The following is a 22986-nucleotide window of genomic DNA, read 5'->3' as shown; positions in this document are numbered from 1 at the left end:
TAGATAATATGAAATTTACAGAATTAACGGTTACTGAATATGATGAGTTCGTATCTGATAGTCGATACGAAAGTCACTACTTTCAAGTAAAAGAAAACATCAAGACGAGGGAAAATGATGGTTTTCAAGTTGTATTATTAGGTGTTAAAGATGAGAATAATCAGGTAGTTGCAGCAAGTCTATTCTCTAAAATACCAACATTAGGTAGTTATGTGTATTATTCAAATCGTGGTCCGGTAATGGATTATAGCAATCTAGATTTAGTGACATATTACTTCAAAGCACTTGAAAAGTACTTAAAACAACATCAATGTCTATATGTTAAAGTCGACCCATACTGGATTTACAATATATACGACAAAGATATTAAACAAATTAAAGAAGATGGCGCTAATGACCAAATCGTTGATCTAATTAAATCACTAGGCTATGACCATCACGGCTTTACGACTAAATATGATCCATCAAGCCAAGTAAGATGGATGGGTGTCTTGAACTTAAAAGATAAAACATTAGCAGAAGTTAAAAAAGGATTCGACAGCCAAAGAAAACGTAACGTCAATAAAGCGCATAATTACGGTGTTAAAGTACGTTTCTTAGAACGCGATGAATTAGATATATTCTTTAAATTATATAGAGAAACAGAAGAAAGAGCTGGCTTTATTTCTAAGACAGATGAATATTTCTTAAACTTTATTGATACATATGGTTCTAAAGCATTAGTACCATTAGCATATATCAATTTAAATGAATATATTCAATCAACACAAGAGAGTTTAAATGACTTAGAAACAAAACGTGACCAAATGATGGCAAAAGAAAACAAATCTGAAAAACAATTAAAGAAAATTGCTGAAACAGATCGTTTAATTGACCACGCACAGAAAGAATTATTAGAAACTAGCGAACTCATCAAAACAGATGGTGAAATCTTAAACTTAGCTTCAGGTGTATTCTTTGAAAATGCATATGAAATCAATTATTTCTCAGGTGGCTCAAGTGAAAAATATAATCACTTTATGGGACCATATATGATGCACTGGCATATGATTAACTATTGTTTCGAAAATGGATTCGATAGATATAATTTCTACGGATTATCAGGAGATTTCACTGAAGATAGCGAAGATTACGGTGTATACCGATTTAAACGAGGATTTAACGTTCAAATCGAAGAATTAATCGGAGATTTCTATAAACCAATCAATAAGAAAAAATATTTCTTACACAATGTAATTCAAAAAGTACGATCTAAAATTAAAAAGTAATCAAAAAAAGCTGAAATTCATTTTTCAGCTTTTTTAGTGTTAAATATAGGGTTAGTGGCATATATCATATTTATTCGATTAATTAGTTTACATAATATATATTATAGGAAGTTAAGTATGTTGTCTTAGGGGACGCCTATTCTACATATATATCTAACTATTTATTGTTACATGTTTTATTTGTGACGATTCATCAATTGCATATAGATCTGGATTCTTTAAAGCTTTCCATTCATCAAAGCCAAATTGTTTATCAAAATGATTTAGTAATAATGACATGATGTTTCCATGTGTAACGATTAATGCATGTTCATTTACTGGTATCGACTTAAATACTTCTAAAATTCGCTGTTGAGCTTCTAAACTTGTTTCGCCATTATGTATCCGATAATTAAAGTCACTGAAAGTCATTTTAAGCTCAGTTAGCCAATTATCTATTGGTAAGTCACTTAAAATGCGCTCATTTAATCGACTATCATAAGTTAATGGTGTTTGGTATTTCGTTAAATATGGTTTAATTGATTCATATGTACGATTCATTTCACTGACATATATATGGTCAATATTGAGTTTAGCTAGTACAGGTACTAATTGTTGTGCTACCTTAATACCATCTATCGTTAAAGCTGCATCAAAGTCTTGTCCAGTAGCTTTGCAATGTCTTAATACATAAATCATTAAATCACTCCAAATAGATTTTAGGAAAGCATATCATACATCATTATAAATAAAAACTACTATAAATCGAAATAAATACGATTTATAGTAGTTCATTCTATTGATTCATTTTGACATAACTTGCAATTGCTTTACTAGCAAATTGTGCGGTACCGTCACCAAATTTATTGATATTTTTAGTAAATCTTTCATCACTTACATACATATCACCGATACTACCAAATGCTTCTAAACTATACTCGCAATCAATATTAGAATTTAAATATGTGTACCATCTTTGTACAATTGATTGAGCAATTTCTGAGTCTGGAGATTCATTTCTCTTTGCTGCAAATGCTCTAAAAATATCATTCATTTCTTCTTCTTTTGAAGCTTTTTCTTCTTTAGACCAACTATTAATACGATTGTTCGCTTTATCTACAGTTTTATTCCCCCACTTTTCACGTGCCTCAGCTTCATATTCATTCTGATTAAACTCAAATCCTATAAATTTATCTTCATTCGTCATGTTAATTTCTCCTTTCATATGTTTAGTCGTTTGATCTATCGTTTGAATCATTTGATCAATTCTTGTTCTTTTATTGATGAGCATCTTTTTATGCATATTTAATGCTTCTTCTTTATCAAACGAAGGATCATCAAGAATTTCTTTTATCTTTTTGAGAGGAAAATCAAGCTCTTTAAAAAATAAAATTTGCTGTAATCTGTCTACATTCTCGTCTGAATACAATCGATAACCAGATGATGATACATTAGACGGATTTAGTAAATTAATTTCATCATAATGGTGAAGCGTGCGCACACTTATACCGACTAATTGAGCAATTTCTTTAACAGTCATTTCCATTTACTTAACCTCCTCATAACCTTACTATAAAGTCTTACGTTACGTTAGAGTCAACAATATAATCAAAAAAATAAATAAAGTCAATTTCGTACATGTTATAATACATATAGAATATCACGTAAGTCAGGAGTTTTATAATGAATAAAGAGATACAACTTGAATTAAAATTAGACACATCTCGTTTAATACTACTAGCTGGAGAACAAGTTTTTTCATATAAAGAGACAATAAAGGACGAAATGCTGAACTCAGTAAATACATTGAAAGATTGGGTAGCATTCTTCAATTATCAATTCGATGAATATAAAGTGACTGATTTTCTTAATAAATCAACTGACCCACAGTATAACAAAGAATATTTTAGATATTTTATCTTTGAAAAAGATACGATGCAATTTGTAGGATCAGTTGTCCTTCAAGATATCGATTTAAGATTACCATCATGTGAAATTGGCTATTGGGCAGTCAATTCAGGTTTAGGCAAAGGTTATATAACCGAAGCAATTCAATATATTACACAACATGTTATAGAAAACCATGGCTTTGTAAGAATAGAAGCATACATAGATGTTAAGAATACAAGAAGCATTAACACTATTGAAAGATGTGGATATGAGCGAGAAGGAACATTAAAGAACTCAGATTTAAGCGCAGATCAACAAAGTATTATTAACGAAGCACTCTATGCAATCACGACACCTGTATATTTTAAATAAAGAAAGAAAAGACGACTGGGATATATAGAAATATCTCAGTCGTTATTAGCATTTTTGATAAGAAGTGCAAATAACGAGTGTGTTAGTAACACTTCGGCTGAGTTTTGTAAATATGGCTATCCATAGTAACACTTCAGCCAAGTTTTGTAACTATAGTGGTCCTTAGTAACACTTCGTCCAAGTTTTGTAACTATGGGTATCCTTAGTAACACTTCAGCCAAGTTTTGATACTATGGGTATCCTTAGTAACACTTCAGCCAAGTTTTGATACTATGGGTATCCTTAGTAACATTTCGACCGAGTTTTGTAACTAAAGCAGTCCATAGTAACACTTCGACCGACTTTTGTAACTATGGGTATCCTTAGTAACAGTTCAGCAGAGTTTTGTAAATAACGCCCCCGTTACGAACAAGTTTGGCGAGAAGTGTTCACAAGAGCCCCGTTATAAACAAGTTTAGCCAGAAGTGTTCACAACGCCCGACCAATCAATCAAAAAACGAGTCTGGGACATAATGTAATGTCTCAGACTCTTCTAGTATCTTGGCAGTAGGTGTCTGAATTGAAAATGCGCTTGTACCAAGCTTTTTTCAATTCTAGTCATCCTTGCCGGGGCGGGACTACGAAATCTTTTTATTTAAATTAGATTTCTGTCCGGCTCCCTATTTATTACGTCTTTTTAATTCATTAAATTGACGTCCATCTTCTATTGTTTCATCTTGACTATGTTTTTCAGCTAATCTTTTTTGATTCTTTCTCATTAAGTACCATGTTAATAAGCATACAAATAAACTTACGATTGCCATAAATGCGGCATAGCCTAATAATGGTTCGTATGTAATATCATAAAAATTAGGTAATATAAATGCGATCATACCTAATACGACAAATGTCAAAATTGCACTGATGACGTGTTTTTTAAGTATTAATGATGATAATACAGAAAAAACAATAACGACGACAAATGAAATCCATAAGTAGTTTGGGAAATCAAAAATGTTCAAGATGTACGCCTCCTTTATCTAGTTGTACTGGTCTATACCCCTTTTATTTATGTTTAATTACAATATAGATAGAAATTTGATTTATTCATATAAAATTAATTGTACATTTGCAATTTTATTTAAATTTTACGGACATAAGCGCACAAATGTGACCATGATGAGCAAGATAAATTGTTCGAATAGTGCGTTGTATCATATGACGTAGAAGATGTTTATATGTATAATATGTACATAAGTACATAAATAAGTAAATTTTAAAAAAAGGGTGATTTGATGGGACAATTATTAAGAAGTGAAGTTCCTGTTCAAGAAACATGGGATCTTTCAAGTTTGTATCAAGACAATGATGCATTTTTTAGTGCATTAAATGAATTAGTTGAGAACGTTACAGCATTTAATAACAAATATGTGAATCAGTTAAATGAAATATCAACGATTGAATCTGCTTTACGTGAACAAGCTGATCTTATCGTAAGTATTATTCACTTAAGCACATATGCAGAATTACTTTATTCGACTGATACGACAGATGAACAAAGTCAAAAAGTAGCTGCACAATTTTCTACTACATATGGAAAAGTAGCTGGTTTATTATCATTTGTAGAGTCAGAAATTTTGCAATTAGATGATGAAGCATTCAATGCTTTAATTAAACAATCTGAGTATCCTAAATATTTAACATTGTTAAAACGTCAAAAAGAACATACATTACATCCTGAAGTAGAAAAAGCGTTAGCAACCTTCTCACCTACTTTTGGTGCGCCATATGAATTATATGGTATTACGAAGATGTTAGATATTGAGTTTGGTACTTTTGAAGCGAATGGAGAAGAAATACCTTTAGATTATGTATCATTTGAAGGTGATTACGAAGTTGAGTCTAATACAGAAGTTAGACGTAATGCATTCAAGAAATTTAGTGAGTCGCTACGCCGTTATGAAAATACAACTGCAGCAACATACAACGCTCACGTTCAAAAAGAAAAAATTGAATCTGAATTACGTGGTTATGATTCTGTTATTGATTTCTTATTAGAATCACAAGATGTAACGAGAGAAATGTACGATCGTCAAATTGATGTTATTTCAGAAGAATTAGCACCTCATATGAGAAGATATGCGCAATTACTTAAGCGTACAAATAATCTAGATAAATTGAAATTTGAAGATTTACGTATATCATTAGACCCTACTTATGAACCAGATGTATCAATTGAAGGTTCTAAAGATTATATTAAAGAAGCATTGAGTGTGCTTGGTGAAGATTATATGCAAATGGTTAATGATAGTTATGATAAACGTTGGATTGATTTTCCTCAAAACAAAGGGAAACAAACAGGTGCTTATTGCGCAAGCCCATACGGTGTTAACCCATTCATATTTATTTCATGGACAAGTAAGATGACTGAAGTATTTGTATTAGCACATGAACTTGGTCATGCAGGACACTTTAATTTAGCAAATGCACATCAAAATGTATATCAAGCAGATTGTTCTATGTATTTTGTAGAAGCACCATCAACAATGAATGAAATGTTAATGGCTAATAGTTTATTGAAGAAATCAGATGATCCGAAATTTAAACGTTGGGTTATTAGCTCAATTATTTCAAGAACGTACTATCATAATATGGTTACACATTTATTAGAAGCTAAATATCAAAGAGAAGTTTATAAACATGTTGATAAAGGTGAAGCACTCACTGCCCCACTTTTAAATAGTATTAAGAAACAAGTTATTTCTGATTTCTGGGGAGACGAAGTTGAAATAACAGAAGGTGCAGAATTAACATGGATGCGCCAACCACATTATTATATGGGCTTATATCCTTATACGTATTCTGCAGGTTTAACGATAGGAACTGCTATGAGTCAAAGAATTGAAAAAGAAGGACAACCTGCTGTTGAAGATTGGTTAAACGTTTTAAAAGCTGGTGGCTCTAAATCTCCTGTTGAACTTGCTCAAATGGCAGGCATTGATATTACGACAGATAAACCACTTAAAGAAACAATCGCGTATATCGGTCACTTAATCGATGAGCTAGAATCACTCACAAACGAAATTGAATAATATCTTTTCTATTATTAATGTAGAGACTGGTACATCTTATTGTGTCAGTCTCTACATTTTCTTGTCCAATATAAACATGCCTTATTAAATTACCGTATTATATATTATTCTAATTTTAATATTAATTGTGTTACAATATAATCAAACAAATTCGAACTTATTAAAAAGTTAATATATAGGAGGATCACAAGTGAAATTAAAAGTTGATAGGCACCGTTTTATAATGGATGAACTTAAAAATAATATGTCTGTGAAAGTATCTTCCCTTTCAGAGAAGATGAACGTTGCTGAAATGACAATAAGAAGAGATTTACAAGAACTAGAAAACAATGGTTTGTTAAATAGAATTCATGGTGGCGCTAAATTAATTGAAGATAACTTATATAATGAAAAGTCACATAAAGAAAAGCAAACCATTAATGTCTCTAATAAAATGAAAATCGCTCAAAAGTGTGGCGAACTCATTCATAATGAAGATATTATATTTATCGGTTCAGGTTCTACAAATGAACTCATATTTGATTTTATAAAAGACAAGAACTTAAGCATATTTACGAATTCGCTTGATATATTTTTACAATATAAAGATTTATCAAACATTGATGTATTACTCGTAGGTGGTCGTTTCAGATCTAAAACGGGTACATTTATCGGACACTTTGCGAACAAAATGATGGAAGACTTTCATGTAGCAAAAGCATTTGTCGGTGTTAACGGTATATATGGTCAGAAATTAACAACTGCTAATGAAGAAGAAGGCAAAGGCATTCATATTATTTTAGAAAATGCAAAGCTTAAATATATCACCGCAGACAGCACAAAATTTGGTGTTCAAGCATTATATAACTTCTATAATATTAACGATGTCGATGCTGTTATTTCAGATGATGATGTAAGTGAAGAAATATTAAACACATATCCAAACAAGATTAAGTAGTTATAAAAATGAATATTAAAAGAAAAGCAATATAGAATAGCATAACGCTATTTTATATTGCTTTTTTTATTGACAGAAAGTATGTTTGATTTTATATTATAATTAACAAAAACGAACAATTAAAAACACAGGAGGATGTATATGAAAGTTTTTATTAATTGTATTCGTAAATCCAGCCCTTTAAAAGACAAGATTATTCAAGAACTATCTCATTCTAACATTGAATGGATCAATTTGTATGATGAAACACTTGAAGACGATGTGTTTGCTGTAACTGTAAATACTATAGAAGCAGTTAAAAATAATGAAGATGCTAAGGCAATAATTATTGATGATTATGGTATTGCACCATTCATTATTGCAAACAAACATAAAAATATAATTGCTGCTTCAGTTTCAGATGACCGTTCTGCTTGTATGACAGCACGTCACAACAATACAAAAATTATGATCCTTGCTTCTGAAATTGTTGGCCCTACTCTAGCGGTTAATTGTGCTAAAGCATTTGGTGAATCATCTTATGATGCTGGCCGCCATCAAATCAGAATAGATATGTTAAATAGTTTGTGTTAAGGAGGAAGTTAAATGAAGATAGCTATTGGATGCGATCATATCGTTACGGATGAAAAAATCAAAGTATCAGATTTTATTAAAAGTATTGGTCATGAAGTGATAGATGTTGGAACTTATGATCATCAAAGAACACACTACCCTATTTATGGTGTAAATGTCGCAAAAGCTGTGACAGAAGGAAAAGCTGACTTAGGTGTTGTACTTTGTGGTACAGGTGTAGGTATTAGTGTTTCAGCAAATAAAGTGCCTAATGCGAGAGTTGCGCTCGTACGTGACATTACAAGCGCTCGTTTAGCGAAAGAAAAATATAATTGCAATATTATCGGTGTCGGCGGAACGATTTCAGGCATAGATTTAATTAAAGATATCGTTGAGACTTTTATAAATGCAAGTTATATCCAAACATCGGAATCAGATCAATTAATAGAACGCATGAATCAATTGTTAACAGACGACCAAGTTCAATATGATGCCAATCAGTTTAACAAATATATTGATAAATGGAATAAAGGAGAATATGTGGATGAGGTGAAATATTGAAATTATTAACAATTACATTAAATACTTCAGTGGATATCGCCTATCAACTAGATCATTTTGAATTGAATCAAACGAATCGCGTTAAAAATGTTATTAAAACGGCTGGTGGCAAAGGATTGAATGTTACGAGAGTGGCAAACATTTTAGGCATTGATCATTTAGCAACTGGCATTATCGGCGGTACTACTGGTGAATTTATTAAACGTGATTTAGATCAAGATCATATTAAACATGATTTTTATGAAACAAATATTGAATCGAGACAATGTATAGCGATTTTAAATGGAGCGCATCAAACAGAATTACTTGAACAGGGAGATTCAATTACGCAAGAAGATATTCAATTATTGATTCAACATGTGACTGAACTCATTCAAGGGCATGACATGATTGCGATATCAGGTAGTGCTTTACCAGGCATGAATGTTGAAGCTTACCAGACGCTTATCGATATCGCTGTTAGTCATGGTAAGAAAGTATTGTTGGACGTTAATGGTCATACTTTAAAAGATTTATTAAATCATGAAGGTCAAAGCTTACCTTATTTAATTAAACCTAATATCGAAGAATTGGCTCAGCTTTTTAATGTGAAAGATCAAGATAATCACCAAGAGATTATAAACGCATTGAAATCCCCTCTTTTAAGCCAAATTCCATGTGTCATGATTTCACTTGGTTCTAATGGTGCACTATATAAATATCAGCATCAAATTTATAAAGTAAATATTCCTAAAATTAAAGCTGTTAATGCAGTTGGTTCTGGTGATAGTTCTATAGCAGGATTTAGTTATGGACTCATACATAAACAAGATGTTCACTATGCTGTTAAATCAGCAATGGCTGCTGGAATTGCTAATGCTTTAGAACAGAAAACTGGATTCTTAACGAAAGAGAATTTTGAGTATTATTTAGCAAAAATAAAAATTGAACAATTGGAGTGTTTTTAAATGGTTAAAAATTTATCAAAACTCACAAACGATTTAGGCCAAATTGCTGCACTTGCTATTGATCAGCGCGGTGCATTAAAGAAAATGCTTGGTGAAAATGTAGAATCAGAAACGATAGAAGATTTTAAAGTACAAATATCTAAGACATTAACGGCATATTCTTCAAGTATATTATTAGATCCTGAGTATGGATTACCCGCTTCAAAAGAAAGACATCCTAATTGCGGTTTAATCTTAGCTTATGAAAAGACTGGCTATGATAAAGCGACACCTGGTCGATTACCTGATTTATTAAATACATGGTCTGTACATGCACTGAAAGAACAAGGTGCAGATGCCATTAAATTACTCGTTTATTTTGATATTGATGAATCACAAGAAATCAACGCACAAAAAGAAGCCTTTGTAGAAAGAGTCGGTGCTGAGTGTGTCGCATTGGATATTCCATTTTTCTTAGAAATCGTGTCATATGACGCAACAAATGATGATAATTTAAGCGAAGCATACGCAAAAGTTAAACCTCATAAAGTTATTGATGCAATGAAATTATTCTCAGAAGACCGTTTTAAAGTAGATGTATTAAAAGTAGAAGTTCCAGTTAATATGAATTTTGTAGAAGGATTTGGAGATCATCCAGTATATACTAAAGCACAAGCTCAACAGTATTTTAAAGAACAATCAGACGCAACGCATTTACCATTTATCTTTTTAAGTGCAGGCGTATCACCTACTTTATTCCAAGAAACGTTAAAATTTGCTTATGAATCAGAATCTAAATTTAACGGTGTATTATGTGGAAGAGCAACATGGGCAGGCGCTACTCAAGCATATGTTAAAGATGGTGAACAAGGATGCAAAGCTTGGTTAAATAATGAAGGTATAACCAATATACAAAATTTAAATAAAATGATTGAACAATATGCAACAGCTATAAGTTAATTAAAAACCCCGCTTCTATTTAATCTAGAAGCGGGGTTTAATATGATTTTTATTCTGTTTCTTTCTCTATTGACTCAGATAGTGCTTTATACCATAATGCACTTTTCTTGATATATCTTTTCTGTGTTTCAAAGTCTATATAGAATAATCCATATCGCTTATTATAACCATTAGACCAACTAAACATATCTTGCAATGACCAAACAAAATAACCTGCTACATTTACACCATCTTTAATCGCATCACTAATGCTTTCTATATGAGCAGCTATATAGTCTATACGTGGTTGATCATCGATGATGGTTTGTTCATCTATAAATTGATCTTTATACCCTAGTCCATTCTCAGTGATCAGAAGCTTTTTATAATTTGGATAGTCTTCTTTAATGCGCATAATCATATCATATAAACCTTTAGGATATATATACCAATCCCAGTCAGTCGTTGGAACGTCATGGTTTTTAACAATTTCAGCTATTTGTTTAAGTCTAAAAATCGAACTACCTTTATCCCCAGTACCATTATGATGTATTAAGCTATCCGCTTCATTTGATTTAACCCAATTACTTTGATAATAATTGATACCTAAGAAATCTTGTAATTGACTAGCTTCTTTAATGATTGTCATTTCCTCTTCCGTCAGATCTAATGAACCATCATATATATTGAGTAGATGATGAATGACCTCCATTTTCTCACTAGAATATTCTCCTAAAAATGTACCATCTAATAAAAGTCCATTTATAAATGTATCCTGTATTTTAGCAGCTTTTACATTTTCAGGTTGTTGATTAATTGGATATATTTGAGTTAAAGCATGTATAATACCGATTTCTCCGTTATAACCTTTCTCTTTATATAGTTTAACTACTTTACTATGCGCAACAATAAGATTATGTTGAGCTTGGAGACATTTGACGACTTGATATTGTTCACCAGGTGGAAACGCGCCTGTTACATATTGACCTAAAGTATATGCGATAGGTTCATTAATTGTCATCCAATATTGAACATCATCTTTAAATGTCTCAAAGCAAAATGCTGCATAGTTCACAAAATGCGTGATGTTTTCCTTACATAACCAATCCCCTTGTTTGAATAGTTCTTCAGGCGTATCAAAATGATGTAAAGTCACATATGGTTCGATATTATATTTACGACATGTCGCAAATACATTTTTATAATATTCTACCCCTTTTTGATTAACATCCCCATACCCTTTTGGAAATATGCGAGACCAAGCAATAGAAATTCTTAACGCTTTAATACCATGTTCTGAAGCTAATTTAATATCTTCTTCATATCGATTATAAAAATCACTTGCTGGATCTGGCCTGAATCTTCCTTGTTTTTCTAAAAATTCATCCCAAAGCACACGTCCCTTTCCATCTACTTTGCTTGATCCTTCGACTTGATATGCTGCTGTTGCAGCGCCTAGTACAAAAGTTTTTGGTAATTCTAACATGCTTATACTCCTTTGTTTTATTTTTCTTCTAATAGTAGTTTGTATATCTTCTCTATTGCTGCTTCTCCATCCCTTGTAAGAGCAATATATTCTTTACCTGTTGTTGTCATAAGAAGAGCATTATGTTGGTCAGTATATTTCTTCATTTCATTTTTCATTGAATCCATTTGAGGGGCTAATATAACAATGTTCATATCTTTAATTAAATCCATATCTTGACCATATGCCCTCGCAGTAGCATTTAAATGAATGTTTTGTTCTTTAGCAGCTTTATTTAACGAATTAGCGAGTATACCACTTGTACCACCACCAGCACATACGACTAATACATTGACGTGATCTTTAATGTCATATTGAACTATAGTATTAGTTGTTTCTAACTGACTATTTTTGTTTGACTCTGCATTTGATTGAGGCTGTACAATATTTTGACATTCAATCGTACCGCGTTCTTCACTCACTTTTATGCGATCATACGCTTTAATAAATGGCATCCAAATCACAAAGTCGAGTATCATAATAACGGCAATTAATAATAATGATAATGGCGCGAAGTTAGATGCCATGTAAATACCTATAGGTCCTGGTGTCGGCCATGGTAAGAAATGCATGAAACCATTCATACCTAAATTCTCTACAAAGAATTTCAATACCCATGAGTTTAGAATTGGTGTAACAATAAAAGGTATCATGAATACTGGGTTTAAAATTATTGGTGCACCAAATAGTAAAGGTTCATTTACAGCAAATGTTGTAGGAATAAATGACGCTTTACCAACAGCTTTAAGTTCTTTAGACTTACACAAGAATATAAATATATATGGAACTAAGAATGTGGCACCTGTACCTCCAATAAGTGCTACAAAGTCTTGCGTACTTTGTGTTAATGCAATATGTGCATGTTGACCTTCTCTAAATAATCTTAAGTTTTCAACTTGGTTGTTATACATAATTGCAATAACAGCTGGACCTACTACAGATGGTCCATGTACACCAATAAACCAGAAGAAAGCAATAAATCCGAAGATAATCGCAAATCCTAAGTAACCATTCGCAGCAGTAAATAATGGTGACAGTATAATTGTCGCCAATTCTGCTAAGTTACCATTCGCAATTTGACGGATCGCGATATCAATAATCCAGAATAAACCGACAGAAGCGGCAAACGGGATCATATCTTTAAACGCTTGTGCGATATTACCGGGTACTTGAGGAGGCATCTTGATTGTGATATTTCTACCAATAAAGAATTTATAAATATTTGGTATTACAAATGCTACAATAAATGACGCGATAAGTCCTTTAGTACCAAGCATGTCAATACTTATACCGTCTTTAACGGGGTTCATCGCTACAATTAGTAATGAAGATTCAGCAGCTACGAATGTTGAAATGACATTGATTTGGTTCGTTTTAGGTAATTTTAAGTTTTTATTGTCAGTTAATGATTTCGTAACGGTTCCTGCCATATAAAGTGCTAACATACCCATCGTGAATTGATACACTTTCATAATGGTTGTTTCGATATTTTTTGGCCAATGGAATCCCCAAACGTTCGGTACGTAAGCAACTAAAATAAATAATGATGAAAATAAAATAACTGGCATTAATGCAACGAAGCCATCTCTAATTGCCGTTAAGTATGGATTAGAAGCCACTTTCTCAAAAAATGGTTTCATCTTTTCAATAAATTTAATTATCTTATTCACAAGTATCACCCATTTTGTTTTAAAGTTTGAAGTTGTTCATAAATATCAATGATGTAATTTACAGAATCACGTAGTGCCATCGTTGTCATTAAGTGATCTTGACCGTGTACCATAATAAAACTTAACTCAGATGATTCACCACTTGCTTCTTGAGCTAAACATTGGGTTTGTTCTTTATGTGCTTCCGTTATATATGTATTTGCACTTTCAATATGACTACGTGCTTCTTCGAATAGTCCATTTTTAGCTTTTTCCATAGCCGCCATAACTTCTCTTCTTGCATCCCCAGCTATCGCAACAATGGTGAAACCTACCATCATATTTTCTTCTCTACTCATCTCTTGTTGTGCCTCCTTTTTGTGATGATAATATGCGTTCTATATGCAACTGAAAATAGAACAAGTGATGTTGATTAATAACAATATTGAACTTTCTTGATATGGCATGATATAAGTCTTTTGCGTACAAATAAGAATTTGGATAGTGTGTTTTTAAATGCTGTTGGAATGATATATCAACTTGTTGAGATAAGTCTTCAGAATAATCAAGAATGTGTTCTGTTAAATACTTTAAGTGCTGGATGAATCTATCATAATAATATTCATTGGACTTATTCCGAGTAATACCTATTTGGTTTAAGCAATTGATTAAATCGTTCAGTTGAATATTTTTATTCTTATAAGCAGTTTGATTTTCGATACCTTCAGGTTGCTCAGCATTGATAAAATGTAATGCTAGATTATTTGCTTCATATGCTGGGAAAGAAATATTTAAATTTCGTTTAATAATCGTCAATGCGTATAAACTAGATTCAAATGCACGAGGATGAATGCTTTTAACATCAATAGAAAATGTCTGTATCTTTTGATTGTTTTGATGAATATTAACAGCGTGATGCAAATGGTGTGTTAACGTGACATAAATATAATCTTGAAACGTAAAATCAAATTTATGTTGAACATCATTTATGATTTCACAACATGTCGTAATAATAGGTACGGGGACATCATTAACTAAAGACTGTAAATGAAATCTCACTTCTTGATTATCGAGTCTAAATATTTTCTCGGGTGTTTGATGAGATAAGAAATCACCTTTCTTTTTTGAGAACACAATTCCTTTCCCCATCGCGATAACTTCTTCACCATTTTCAGTAATGGCAATAGCAACATTATTGTTAAGGACTTGTTTGATTATCATAGGCAGCAATACCTCCAATCATTTGAAATAAAAATACCACAAGACTTAGAGGTGATTGATGCACCTCAAGAATTGTGGTTTTCGCCTAATTGAATAGTCACGATCCAAATATTTAATTGTTTATTAATGTTCGATATTGTTACATTTATAATTTACAACGCTTTTTAAATTATGTCAATATTGTAATTAAATGGAATATAAATGCATTAAAAAACCAAACCTACTTCATTTTGAAGTGTCGGTTTGGTTATATGATTAGTCTTCTTTTTTAACTTGAGCCCAACCTTTTTTGGTAATGGTAATTTTACCAGTCTCGATTGTGATCAGTTTTTGCTTGTATAATCTACCGATAGCACGTTTGAAACTTGCTTTACTCATATTAAAGACTTCTTTAATTGCTTCTGGGTTTGATTTATCCCAAAATGGTAATTCTCCGTCATATTCTACTAGTAAATCAAATATCACTTGGCCATCTTCATCAAGTCTTTCATGTGCCAATGGTAAGAATGAACCATTTAATTCACCGTTTTCTTTTACGCCGATGATTCTAACGTCCATTTCTTCACCTAGTCTTGGCTCATGTTTACGTTCTGATTCGTGTACAAAGATTTTATAACCATCTTCAGATAGGAGGAAAGTACCTACTCTTAATAAACGATATGGTCTTGCTGTTACATGTTGATGTAATATAGATTCTTCAGCTGTTTTGTACATTGTATCAACGATTGTTTCAGTTGCTAATCTCGCAAACATTTGACTATTACTATCTATTCTAAGTGTACAGAATATCATGTCACCGTTTTGTGGCCATAGTTCTTTAACTTTAGGTAGATCTTCCCATGGAATGAGTACTTCTCTAGGTAATCCTACATCTACTGCAGCACCATCACGGTCTACTCTCAATACTTTTACCCAATCATAACGGTCTTTTGTAATAGTTGGCATGTTTTGTGTTGCAAATAATTCTCCAGATCGGCTTGGATATACAAAGAAACTATAATCTTCACCGATTTCTAATTGATCGTCATCTTCGACTTCTGAAGCATTCATTTTAATAGGTTCGCTATTTGGTCCAAGTAAATGATAAGTTGAACCTTCCAATCTATCCACTTTTAAAAAGTCTATGCGACCTACAAGCGTATCTTTTTCGTGTGCCATGTCATTCTCCATTCATATGTTTTTCGTTTATTCATTATAACATGCATTTTGCTTCGTGTAACGACTGTTCAAACTCTTGCCCATTTTTGTTTCATTTATGATATAATTCATCGGTAGAAGTATTAATGAAAAGGAGTCATTTAATGTTACAAGTTACGAATGTAAGTTTACGTTTCGGTGATCGTAAGCTTTTTGAAGATGTAAATATTAAGTTCACACCAGGTAACTGTTACGGACTTATCGGTGCTAATGGAGCTGGAAAATCAACGTTCTTAAAAGTATTATCAGGCGAATTAGATTCTCAATCAGGTCACGTTTCACTTGGTAAAGATGAACGTTTAGCAGTATTAAAACAGGATCACTTTGCGCACGAAGATGAAAAAGTGATTGATGTTGTATTAAAAGGCCATGAAAAATTATGGCAAGTTATGACTGAGAAAAATGAAATTTATATGAAACCAGATTTCTCAGATGAAGATGGTATGCGTGCAGCAGAACTTGAAGGTGAGTTTGCTGAAATGAACGGATGGAATGCAGAAGCGGATGCATCTGTATTACTTTCAGGTTTAGGTATTAAAGACGAATTACATGACAAAATGATGTCTGAATTAGAAAACAACCAAAAAGTAAAAGTACTTCTTGCTCAAAGTTTATTTGGTGAGCCAGATGTTCTATTACTCGATGAGCCTACAAACGGTTTAGATATTAAAGCGATTGCTTGGTTAGAAGATTTCTTAATTAACTTTGAGAATACAGTTATCGTCGTATCACATGATAGACATTTCTTAAACAATGTCTGTACACATATAGCTGACTTAGATTACGGCAAAATTAAACTATTTGTCGGAAACTATGACTTCTGGTATCAATCAAGTCAACTTGCTTCTCAAATGGCTCAAGACCAAAACAAGAAAAAAGAAGAACGCATTAAAGAATTACAAGACTTTATTGCTAGATTTAGTGCGAACGCTTCTAAATCTAAACAAGCAACAAGCCGTAAGAAAATGCTTGAAAAAATTGAACTCGATGACATTCAACCATCATCAAGACGTTATCCATTCGTTAATTTCACAATTGAACGAGAAATCGGTAACGACTTATTACAAGTTCAAGGTGTTTCAAAAACAATTGACGGTCAAAAAGTATTAAATAACGTTTCATTTACAATGAATCCAAATGATAAAGCTGTATTAATTGGAGAAAGTGAGATTGCTAAAACAACCCTACTTCGTATTTTAGCTGGTGAACTTGAACCAGATGAAGGAACAGTTAAATGGGGCGTTACAACAACACAATCATACTTACCAAAAGATAACTCAGATTATTTCGAAGGTATTGAAATGAACTTAGTTGACTGGTTAAGACAATATGCACCACCAGAAGAACAAACAGAAACATTCTTAAGAGGATTCCTTGGACGTATGTTATTTAGTGGTGAAGAAGTTAAGAAAAAAGCAAGTGTCCTTTCAGGTGGAGAAAAAGTAAGATGTATGTTAAGTAAAATGATGTTATCAAACTCTAACGTATTATTACTAGATGAACCAACAAACCACTTAGACTTAGAAAGTATCACTGCAGTCAATGATGGCTTGAAGAATTTCAAAGGATCATTAATCTTTACTTCATATGACTTTGAATTTATCAATACAATCGCCAACCGCGTAATTGAAATCAAAGAAGACGGCGCAATTTCTAAAGAAATCAGTTATGAAGAATACTTGAGAGATCAAGGTGTTTATAACTAATTTTCATATAGAGAAGCTAGGACATTTTTATAAGTCCTAGCTTTTTTATTTGGGGAAATGAGGTAATGTGGGGTGTTTTTGGCGTTCAATGTAGCTAGTGAGAGCTGACTTGCAATGTTCAGTCCTCCTATTTATCAAGACTGATAAAACAAGATAAATACAATCCTACTTTTCTTACCAACATCCCCCCCATTCCTATAAAATACCTACACCGCCCCATTACCTTCTAAAATGAATATGAATGAATATTGATTTCTAGGGCTTATCGTCTAAATAGTAAGAACTTTTTGAAATTATCAGTTTTCTCTCTTTACATCAATATTCTTTGTATGTATAATGAATGCATACCAATTGAATATGTTTTTGATGAGGCGCATCAATCATTAGTAACTCCCCTACTGGACTGCAATCTTAAAGGAGTGAAAGGGTGCGATGCCGAAACATTGTATTTTTGCAGAAATATGGTGTTGGACATTTAGGTTAAGAGCTAATTGTCTGTCATTATCTTAAGAATAATGGAGTGCATCACTTGTATATATAAATTAAAACAAGTTCGAATGCCGAACTTGTTTTTTTATTTATATTACAGCGTTCGTCTCCGATTTATAGGAGGAATTATTTTGAGTCAGAGTGTTTTAAAATTTGGCGGTACGTCCGTTGGTGATTTTGACAAAATTAAAAATATCGCACATATGTTGAAATCACGTGTTGATAATGGAGAACAATTAGTAGTGGTTGTAAGTGCTATGGGTAAGACGACAGATTCTTTACTTGAAAATATTAGTTCACTTACTTCGCAACCTAAAGATGAGCATTTAGCGATGCTTTTAACGACGGGAGAACAACAAACCATTTCATACTTATCAATGGTATTGAATGATATTGGTGTTCAAACGAAAGCAATGACAGGATATCAAGCAGGAATTAAAACGATTGGTCATCATTTGAAAAGTAAAATTGCAGAAATTGATGCACTACGTTTTGAAGAAGCTTTTGAAAAAAATGACATTCTTGTCGTTGCAGGATTTCAAGGTGTGAATGATCATCTAGAAATTACGACTTTAGGACGCGGCGGTTCTGATACAACTGCAGTAGCCATTGCAGCAAGTATAGATACATCTTGTGAAATATATACTGATGTTGATGGTGTATATGGAACAGATCCTAGAATTTATAAAGAAGCAAAGTTACTCAATGAAGTTTCATATGAAGAAATGATGGAAATGAGTGCTTTAGGTGCTGGTGTATTAGAATCTAGAAGTGTCGAAATTGCAAAAAATTATAACATACCATTATATCTTGGTAGAACATTATCAAACGTGAAAGGAACATGGATTATGCCACAAACAGAGATATTAGAGAAAAAAGCAGTTACAGGAGTCGCACTTGATACACATATGATTCATGTTACTTTAACTTATCCGATGCAAAACTTTGCATTGTTACAGAAATTATTTGATTCATTAGAAGAACAATCAATGAATGTTGATATGATATCTCAAATTGAAAATCAACAAGGATTACAGCTTTCGTTTACGATTAAAGATTCAGACGTATATCAAATCGAACAAATCATTGAACAACTTACTGAGGAATACCCTCATTTACGTTATAAAATGAGAGATAACTACGCTAAACTTTCAGTAATCGGAACAGGTATGAGAGATATGTCAGGAATAGCTTCAAAAGCATTCCGCACTTTAATTAGTCATGACATTAACTTCTATCAAACAACAACTTCTGAGATTAGTATTTCTTATGTTGTTGATCGTGAATTAGGAGAAACTGCCGTTCGAACTTTAAGTGAAGCATTTAATATATAATGAATGATGGAGTGAACAAAATGACAAAATTAGCAGTTGTTGGCGCAACAGGTTTAGTAGGAGAAAAAGTATTAGAAGTATTAGATAGAAAAAATGTACCATTTGATGAACTTGTATTATTTTCATCACCTAGATCAGCAGGCATAAAAATCGAATTCCAAGGAAAAACTTATACGGTTGAAGCATTGACAGAAGAGAAAACTGATGGCAATTTCGATTACGTTATTATGAGTGCTGGAGGTGGTACAAGCGAGAAATTCGCCCCACTATTTGAACAACATGGTGCAATTGTAATCGATAATTCAAGTCAATGGCGTATGCATGAAGATATTGATTTAATCGTTCCGGAAGTGAATGTACCTAAATTAAATCGTAAAATTATTGCAAACCCTAACTGTTCAACAATTCAATCAGTTATACCTTTAAAACCTTTATTAGATCAATTCGGATTAAAACGTGTTGCTTATACAACATATCAAGCTGTATCAGGATCCGGTTTAGCTGGTCGTGAAGATTTAGCTAATGGTGAAAAAGGAGAAGCACCAAAGAACTACCCTCACCCAATTTATAATAATGTGTTACCACATATAGATGTATTCTTAGAAGATGGTTATACAAAAGAAGAACAAAAAATGATCGATGAAACTAGAAAAATCTTAGATCAACCTTCTTTAAATGTAACAGCAACTTGTGTGCGTGTACCTGTTCAAGATAGCCACAGTGTGCATATCAACGTAACTTTAGATAAAGAAGCGACTGTTGAAGATATTCGTAACTTATTTAATGAAGATGACCGTGTTGTCTTAGTAGATAACGTAGAAAATAATGAATATCCACTAGCGATTCATTCTACTGGTAAAGATGAAGTATTCGTTGGAAGAATTCGTAAAGATGATTCTTTAGACAATACATTCCACATCTGGTGTACTTCAGATAACTTATTAAAAGGTGCAAGTTTAAATGCCGTTCAAGTGCTAGAACAAGTATTAGAATTAAATAAAAAATAATAAGGAGTGTTCAGTATGTCACATATTTTTAACGGTGTGGGCGTTGCCCTTACAACACCATTTACAAATGAGGATGTAGACTACGAAGCCTTTGAAAATCATATAGAATTTTTAATAGATAATGGTGTTAAAAGTATTATTATTAACGGAACAACAGCAGAGAACCCTTCCCTTACAACAGAAGAAAGAAATACGTTATTAGAATGTGGGATTAAAAAAGTCAATGGCCGTGTTCCAGTTATAGCAGGTACAGGTACAAACAATACGCAAGCTTCTATCGATGCTTCTATAAAAGCTAAAGAATTAGGTGCTGATGCGATTATGTTAATCACACCTTATTACAACAAGACGAGTCAGCGTGGATTAATCGCGCATTTCACAAAAATTGCGGATGAAGTTGCATTACCTGTTGTACTTTATAATGTCCCATCAAGAACAAATATGACGATAGATATTGAAACGGTGCTTAAACTAAGTGAAAATCCATACATCGTGGCTTTAAAAGATGCGACAGGAGATTTAGAATATGCAAAAACTTTAAAACAACAATTACCAAGTGACTTTGCATTATATAGTGGTAATGATGACAATATGTTGGATTACTATCAATTAGGCGGAGCGGGATTAATTTCAGTTGTAGCAAATGCTATACCACAAGAAACACAACAATTATATGATTATGTCGTTAATGATCAATTAGAACAAGCAAACACTTTAAATCGTGATATTACAGAATTACTTAATCACTTAAGTGTAGATGTTAATCCAGTGCCGATTAAGTTATTAACGTCTGAATTAGGTTTCGGTTGTTATGAAGTAAGATTACCGCTTGTTGCATTGGAAGAACAAGAAAGAAAAGTTTTAAGTGAAGCATTTACTAAGTTTAAAGATGGTGTAAAACAATGAAGATATTATTAATCGGATATGGCGCAATGAATGAACGCGTCGCAAGATTAGCAGAAGAAAGAGACAACGAAATAGTTGGTGTTGTCGTGAAGGATTCAACGAAATCATATCCCTACCCTGCTTTTGAATCTATTTCAGAAGCGCCAGAAGCGGATGTGGCGATAGACTTTTCTAATCCTGAATTATTATTGCCATTATTAGAAGAAGACTTCACATTACCTTTAGTTATCGCAACGACTGGTGAAAAAGAACAAATCATAGAAAAGTTAAAAGAAAAATCTCAAAATATGCCTGTATTTTTCAGCGCAAATATGAGCTATGGCGTGCATATACTCAAAGAAATTATTCAATATGCATTACCATTATTAGAAGACTTTGATATTGAAATGTTAGAAAAGCACCATAATAAGAAAGTCGATGCACCAAGTGGTACACTCGTTCAACTATATGATGCAATTAAAGAAAAAAGAGCACAATCTGTACCAGTTTATGATAGACATGAATCAACTATTAAACGTGAACCTGCAGAAATTGGCATTAGTTCACAACGTGGTGGTACAATTGTTGGAGAACATCAAGTATTATTTGCTGGCCATGACGAAACGATTGAAATCACACATCGTGCGCAGTCTAAAGATATTTTCGCTAATGGCGCAATTAATGTAGCAGATGTTCTAGTCAATAAAGAAAACGGATATTACACATACAATAATTTAAATGAGGAGAGAATTTAACATGGTTAAAGATTTTACGGCAGAAGAAATTATACAATATATTAGTGAGGCAGAGAAAGTAACGCCTTTAAAGGTTTATGTAAACGGCGCATTTGAAAATGTTGAATTCCCAGAGTCATTTAAAGTATTTGGTTCTGAAACATCTAAAACAATTTTCTGTGATGCTAAAGATTGGAAGAGCTTTTATGAAGCGAATCAATCAGCTATTACAGATTTAGAAATTGAACATGATCGTCGCAATTCAGCAATTCCATTAAAAGACTTAACAAATACAAATGCAAGAATCGAACCAGGTGCTTTCATTAGAGAACATGCAGTTATTGAAGACGGTGCGGTTGTTATGATGGGTGCTACAATCAATATCGGTGCTGTTGTTGGTGAAGGTACAATGGTAGATATGAACGCTACTTTAGGTGGACGTGCAACAACTGGTAAAAATGTACACGTTGGTGCTGGATCAGTATTAGCGGGTGTTATTGAACCACCAAGTGCATCACCTGTAGTAATTGAAGATGACGTATTAATCGGTGCAAATGCTGTTATCCTTGAAGGTGTTAGAGTCGGCAAAGGTGCAATCGTTGCAGCTGGTGCTATCGTAACTAAAGATGTTCCGGCTGGCGCAGTAGTAGCTGGTACACCGGCTAAAGTTATTAAACAATCAGCAGATGTTCAAGACGGTAAAAAAGAAATTGTATCTGCTTTACGTAATTTAAATCAATAATA

At 32.7% G+C, this 22986-nt stretch carries 22 protein-coding genes and 1 riboswitch; of the genes, 14 read left to right on the top strand and 8 right to left on the bottom strand.

Annotated elements, in window-relative coordinates; genetic code table 11:
* Positions 1–8: 8 nt before the first annotated feature.
* On the top strand, positions 9–1268 hold the full coding sequence (locus LQ675_RS10690) for an aminoacyltransferase (protein WP_239727957.1): 1260 nt from the start codon (positions 9–11) through the stop codon (positions 1266–1268).
* A 153-nt stretch (positions 1269–1421) separates the two neighbouring features.
* Here LQ675_RS10690 and LQ675_RS10685 read toward each other — a convergent pair whose 3' ends face one another.
* On the bottom strand, positions 1422–1946 hold the full coding sequence (locus LQ675_RS10685; RefSeq protein ID WP_152291635.1) for a histidine phosphatase family protein: 525 nt from the start codon (positions 1944–1946) through the stop codon (positions 1422–1424).
* Positions 1947–2043: 97 nt separating this feature from the next.
* Positions 2044–2793 (bottom strand): MerR family transcriptional regulator, encoded by a 750-nt coding sequence (locus LQ675_RS10680; RefSeq protein WP_048543060.1) that lies wholly within the window; start codon positions 2791–2793, stop codon positions 2044–2046.
* Positions 2794–2930: 137 nt separating this feature from the next.
* On the opposite strand from LQ675_RS10680, the gene LQ675_RS10675 reads away from it, so the two are divergent.
* Positions 2931–3509, top strand: a complete 579-nt coding sequence (locus LQ675_RS10675; RefSeq protein WP_048543058.1) for a GNAT family N-acetyltransferase — start codon at positions 2931–2933, stop codon at positions 3507–3509.
* 659 nt (positions 3510–4168) lie between these two features.
* Here the strand turns inward: LQ675_RS10675 and LQ675_RS10670 are convergent.
* Entirely contained in the window at positions 4169–4510 is a 342-nt protein-coding gene (locus tag LQ675_RS10670) for a hypothetical protein (RefSeq protein WP_025906054.1), read from the bottom strand.
* A gap of 273 nt (positions 4511–4783) precedes the next feature.
* On the opposite strand from LQ675_RS10670, the gene pepF reads away from it, so the two are divergent.
* The 6 genes from pepF (at position 4784) to lacD (ending at position 10516) form a co-directional block, all read left to right on the top strand.
* A complete protein-coding gene (gene pepF, locus LQ675_RS10665) occupies positions 4784–6580 on the top strand; it encodes an oligoendopeptidase F (protein WP_107610300.1) in 1797 nt (598 codons plus the stop codon).
* A 190-nt stretch (positions 6581–6770) separates the two neighbouring features.
* Positions 6771–7517, top strand: coding sequence for a DeoR/GlpR family DNA-binding transcription regulator (locus LQ675_RS10660; protein WP_172965063.1), 747 nt, complete (start codon positions 6771–6773; stop codon positions 7515–7517).
* A gap of 135 nt (positions 7518–7652) precedes the next feature.
* Positions 7653–8090, top strand: a complete 438-nt coding sequence (locus tag LQ675_RS10655; RefSeq protein WP_376700358.1) for an RpiB/LacA/LacB family sugar-phosphate isomerase — start codon at positions 7653–7655, stop codon at positions 8088–8090.
* Positions 8091–8102: 12 nt separating this feature from the next.
* Complete coding sequence (lacB, locus tag LQ675_RS10650; RefSeq protein WP_048543053.1) at positions 8103–8630, top strand: galactose-6-phosphate isomerase subunit LacB; 528 nt, start codon at positions 8103–8105, stop codon at positions 8628–8630.
* Positions 8627–9577, top strand: a complete 951-nt coding sequence (locus LQ675_RS10645; RefSeq protein WP_239727955.1) for a 1-phosphofructokinase family hexose kinase — start codon at positions 8627–8629, stop codon at positions 9575–9577. Before lacB ends, LQ675_RS10645 begins: the two co-directional genes overlap by 4 nt.
* The gene (gene lacD, locus LQ675_RS10640; RefSeq protein WP_048543047.1) at positions 9578–10516 is read left to right on the top strand and encodes a tagatose-bisphosphate aldolase; all 939 of its coding nucleotides are present in this window, start codon (positions 9578–9580) and stop codon (positions 10514–10516) included.
* A 49-nt stretch (positions 10517–10565) separates the two neighbouring features.
* Here lacD and lacG read toward each other — a convergent pair whose 3' ends face one another.
* The 5 genes from lacG to LQ675_RS10615 all read right to left on the bottom strand — a co-directional run bounded on the left by lacG (position 10566) and on the right by LQ675_RS10615 (position 16048).
* A complete protein-coding gene (gene lacG, locus LQ675_RS10635; protein ID WP_075577948.1) occupies positions 10566–11981 on the bottom strand; it encodes a 6-phospho-beta-galactosidase in 1416 nt (471 codons plus the stop codon).
* 17 nt (positions 11982–11998) lie between these two features.
* On the bottom strand, positions 11999–13690 hold the full coding sequence (locus LQ675_RS10630; RefSeq protein ID WP_048543044.1) for a lactose/cellobiose PTS transporter subunit IIB: 1692 nt from the start codon (positions 13688–13690) through the stop codon (positions 11999–12001).
* Between the two features lie 5 nt (positions 13691–13695).
* Positions 13696–14028, bottom strand: coding sequence for a PTS lactose/cellobiose transporter subunit IIA (locus tag LQ675_RS10625; RefSeq protein ID WP_037588016.1), 333 nt, complete (start codon positions 14026–14028; stop codon positions 13696–13698).
* A complete protein-coding gene (locus LQ675_RS10620) occupies positions 14021–14890 on the bottom strand; it encodes a CAT RNA binding domain-containing protein (RefSeq protein ID WP_037588018.1) in 870 nt (289 codons plus the stop codon). Before LQ675_RS10620 ends, LQ675_RS10625 begins: the two co-directional genes overlap by 8 nt.
* 255 nt (positions 14891–15145) lie before the next feature.
* The gene (locus tag LQ675_RS10615) at positions 15146–16048 is read right to left on the bottom strand and encodes a CvfB family protein (RefSeq protein WP_048543042.1); all 903 of its coding nucleotides are present in this window, start codon (positions 16046–16048) and stop codon (positions 15146–15148) included.
* A gap of 143 nt (positions 16049–16191) precedes the next feature.
* On the opposite strand from LQ675_RS10615, the gene LQ675_RS10610 reads away from it, so the two are divergent.
* From LQ675_RS10610 to dapD, 6 genes are all read left to right on the top strand, one after another.
* A complete protein-coding gene (locus tag LQ675_RS10610) occupies positions 16192–17793 on the top strand; it encodes an ABC-F family ATP-binding cassette domain-containing protein (protein ID WP_058591288.1) in 1602 nt (533 codons plus the stop codon).
* Positions 17794–18151: 358 nt separating this feature from the next.
* Positions 18152–18327, top strand: a riboswitch (Lysine riboswitch).
* Positions 18328–18413: 86 nt separating this feature from the next.
* Positions 18414–19616 (top strand): aspartate kinase, encoded by a 1203-nt coding sequence (locus tag LQ675_RS10605; protein WP_048543037.1) that lies wholly within the window; start codon positions 18414–18416, stop codon positions 19614–19616.
* Between the two features lie 20 nt (positions 19617–19636).
* A complete protein-coding gene (locus tag LQ675_RS10600) occupies positions 19637–20623 on the top strand; it encodes an aspartate-semialdehyde dehydrogenase (protein ID WP_107610298.1) in 987 nt (328 codons plus the stop codon).
* Positions 20624–20638: 15 nt separating this feature from the next.
* Positions 20639–21529 (top strand): 4-hydroxy-tetrahydrodipicolinate synthase, encoded by an 891-nt coding sequence (gene dapA, locus LQ675_RS10595; RefSeq protein WP_239727953.1) that lies wholly within the window; start codon positions 20639–20641, stop codon positions 21527–21529.
* The gene (gene dapB / locus LQ675_RS10590; protein ID WP_107601864.1) at positions 21526–22263 is read left to right on the top strand and encodes a 4-hydroxy-tetrahydrodipicolinate reductase; all 738 of its coding nucleotides are present in this window, start codon (positions 21526–21528) and stop codon (positions 22261–22263) included. Before dapA ends, dapB begins: the two co-directional genes overlap by 4 nt.
* Position 22264: 1 nt before the next feature.
* The gene (gene dapD, locus LQ675_RS10585) at positions 22265–22984 is read left to right on the top strand and encodes a 2,3,4,5-tetrahydropyridine-2,6-dicarboxylate N-acetyltransferase (RefSeq protein ID WP_048543030.1); all 720 of its coding nucleotides are present in this window, start codon (positions 22265–22267) and stop codon (positions 22982–22984) included.
* The last annotated feature ends 2 nt before the right edge of the window (positions 22985–22986 follow it).

The organism is Mammaliicoccus sp. D-M19, from assembly GCF_022386695.1.
Classification (GTDB): Bacteria; Bacillota; Bacilli; order Staphylococcales; family Staphylococcaceae; genus Mammaliicoccus; species Mammaliicoccus sciuri.
Note: the sequence above shows the minus strand (reverse complement) of the source record. Positions and strands in the feature narration are given on the sequence as shown.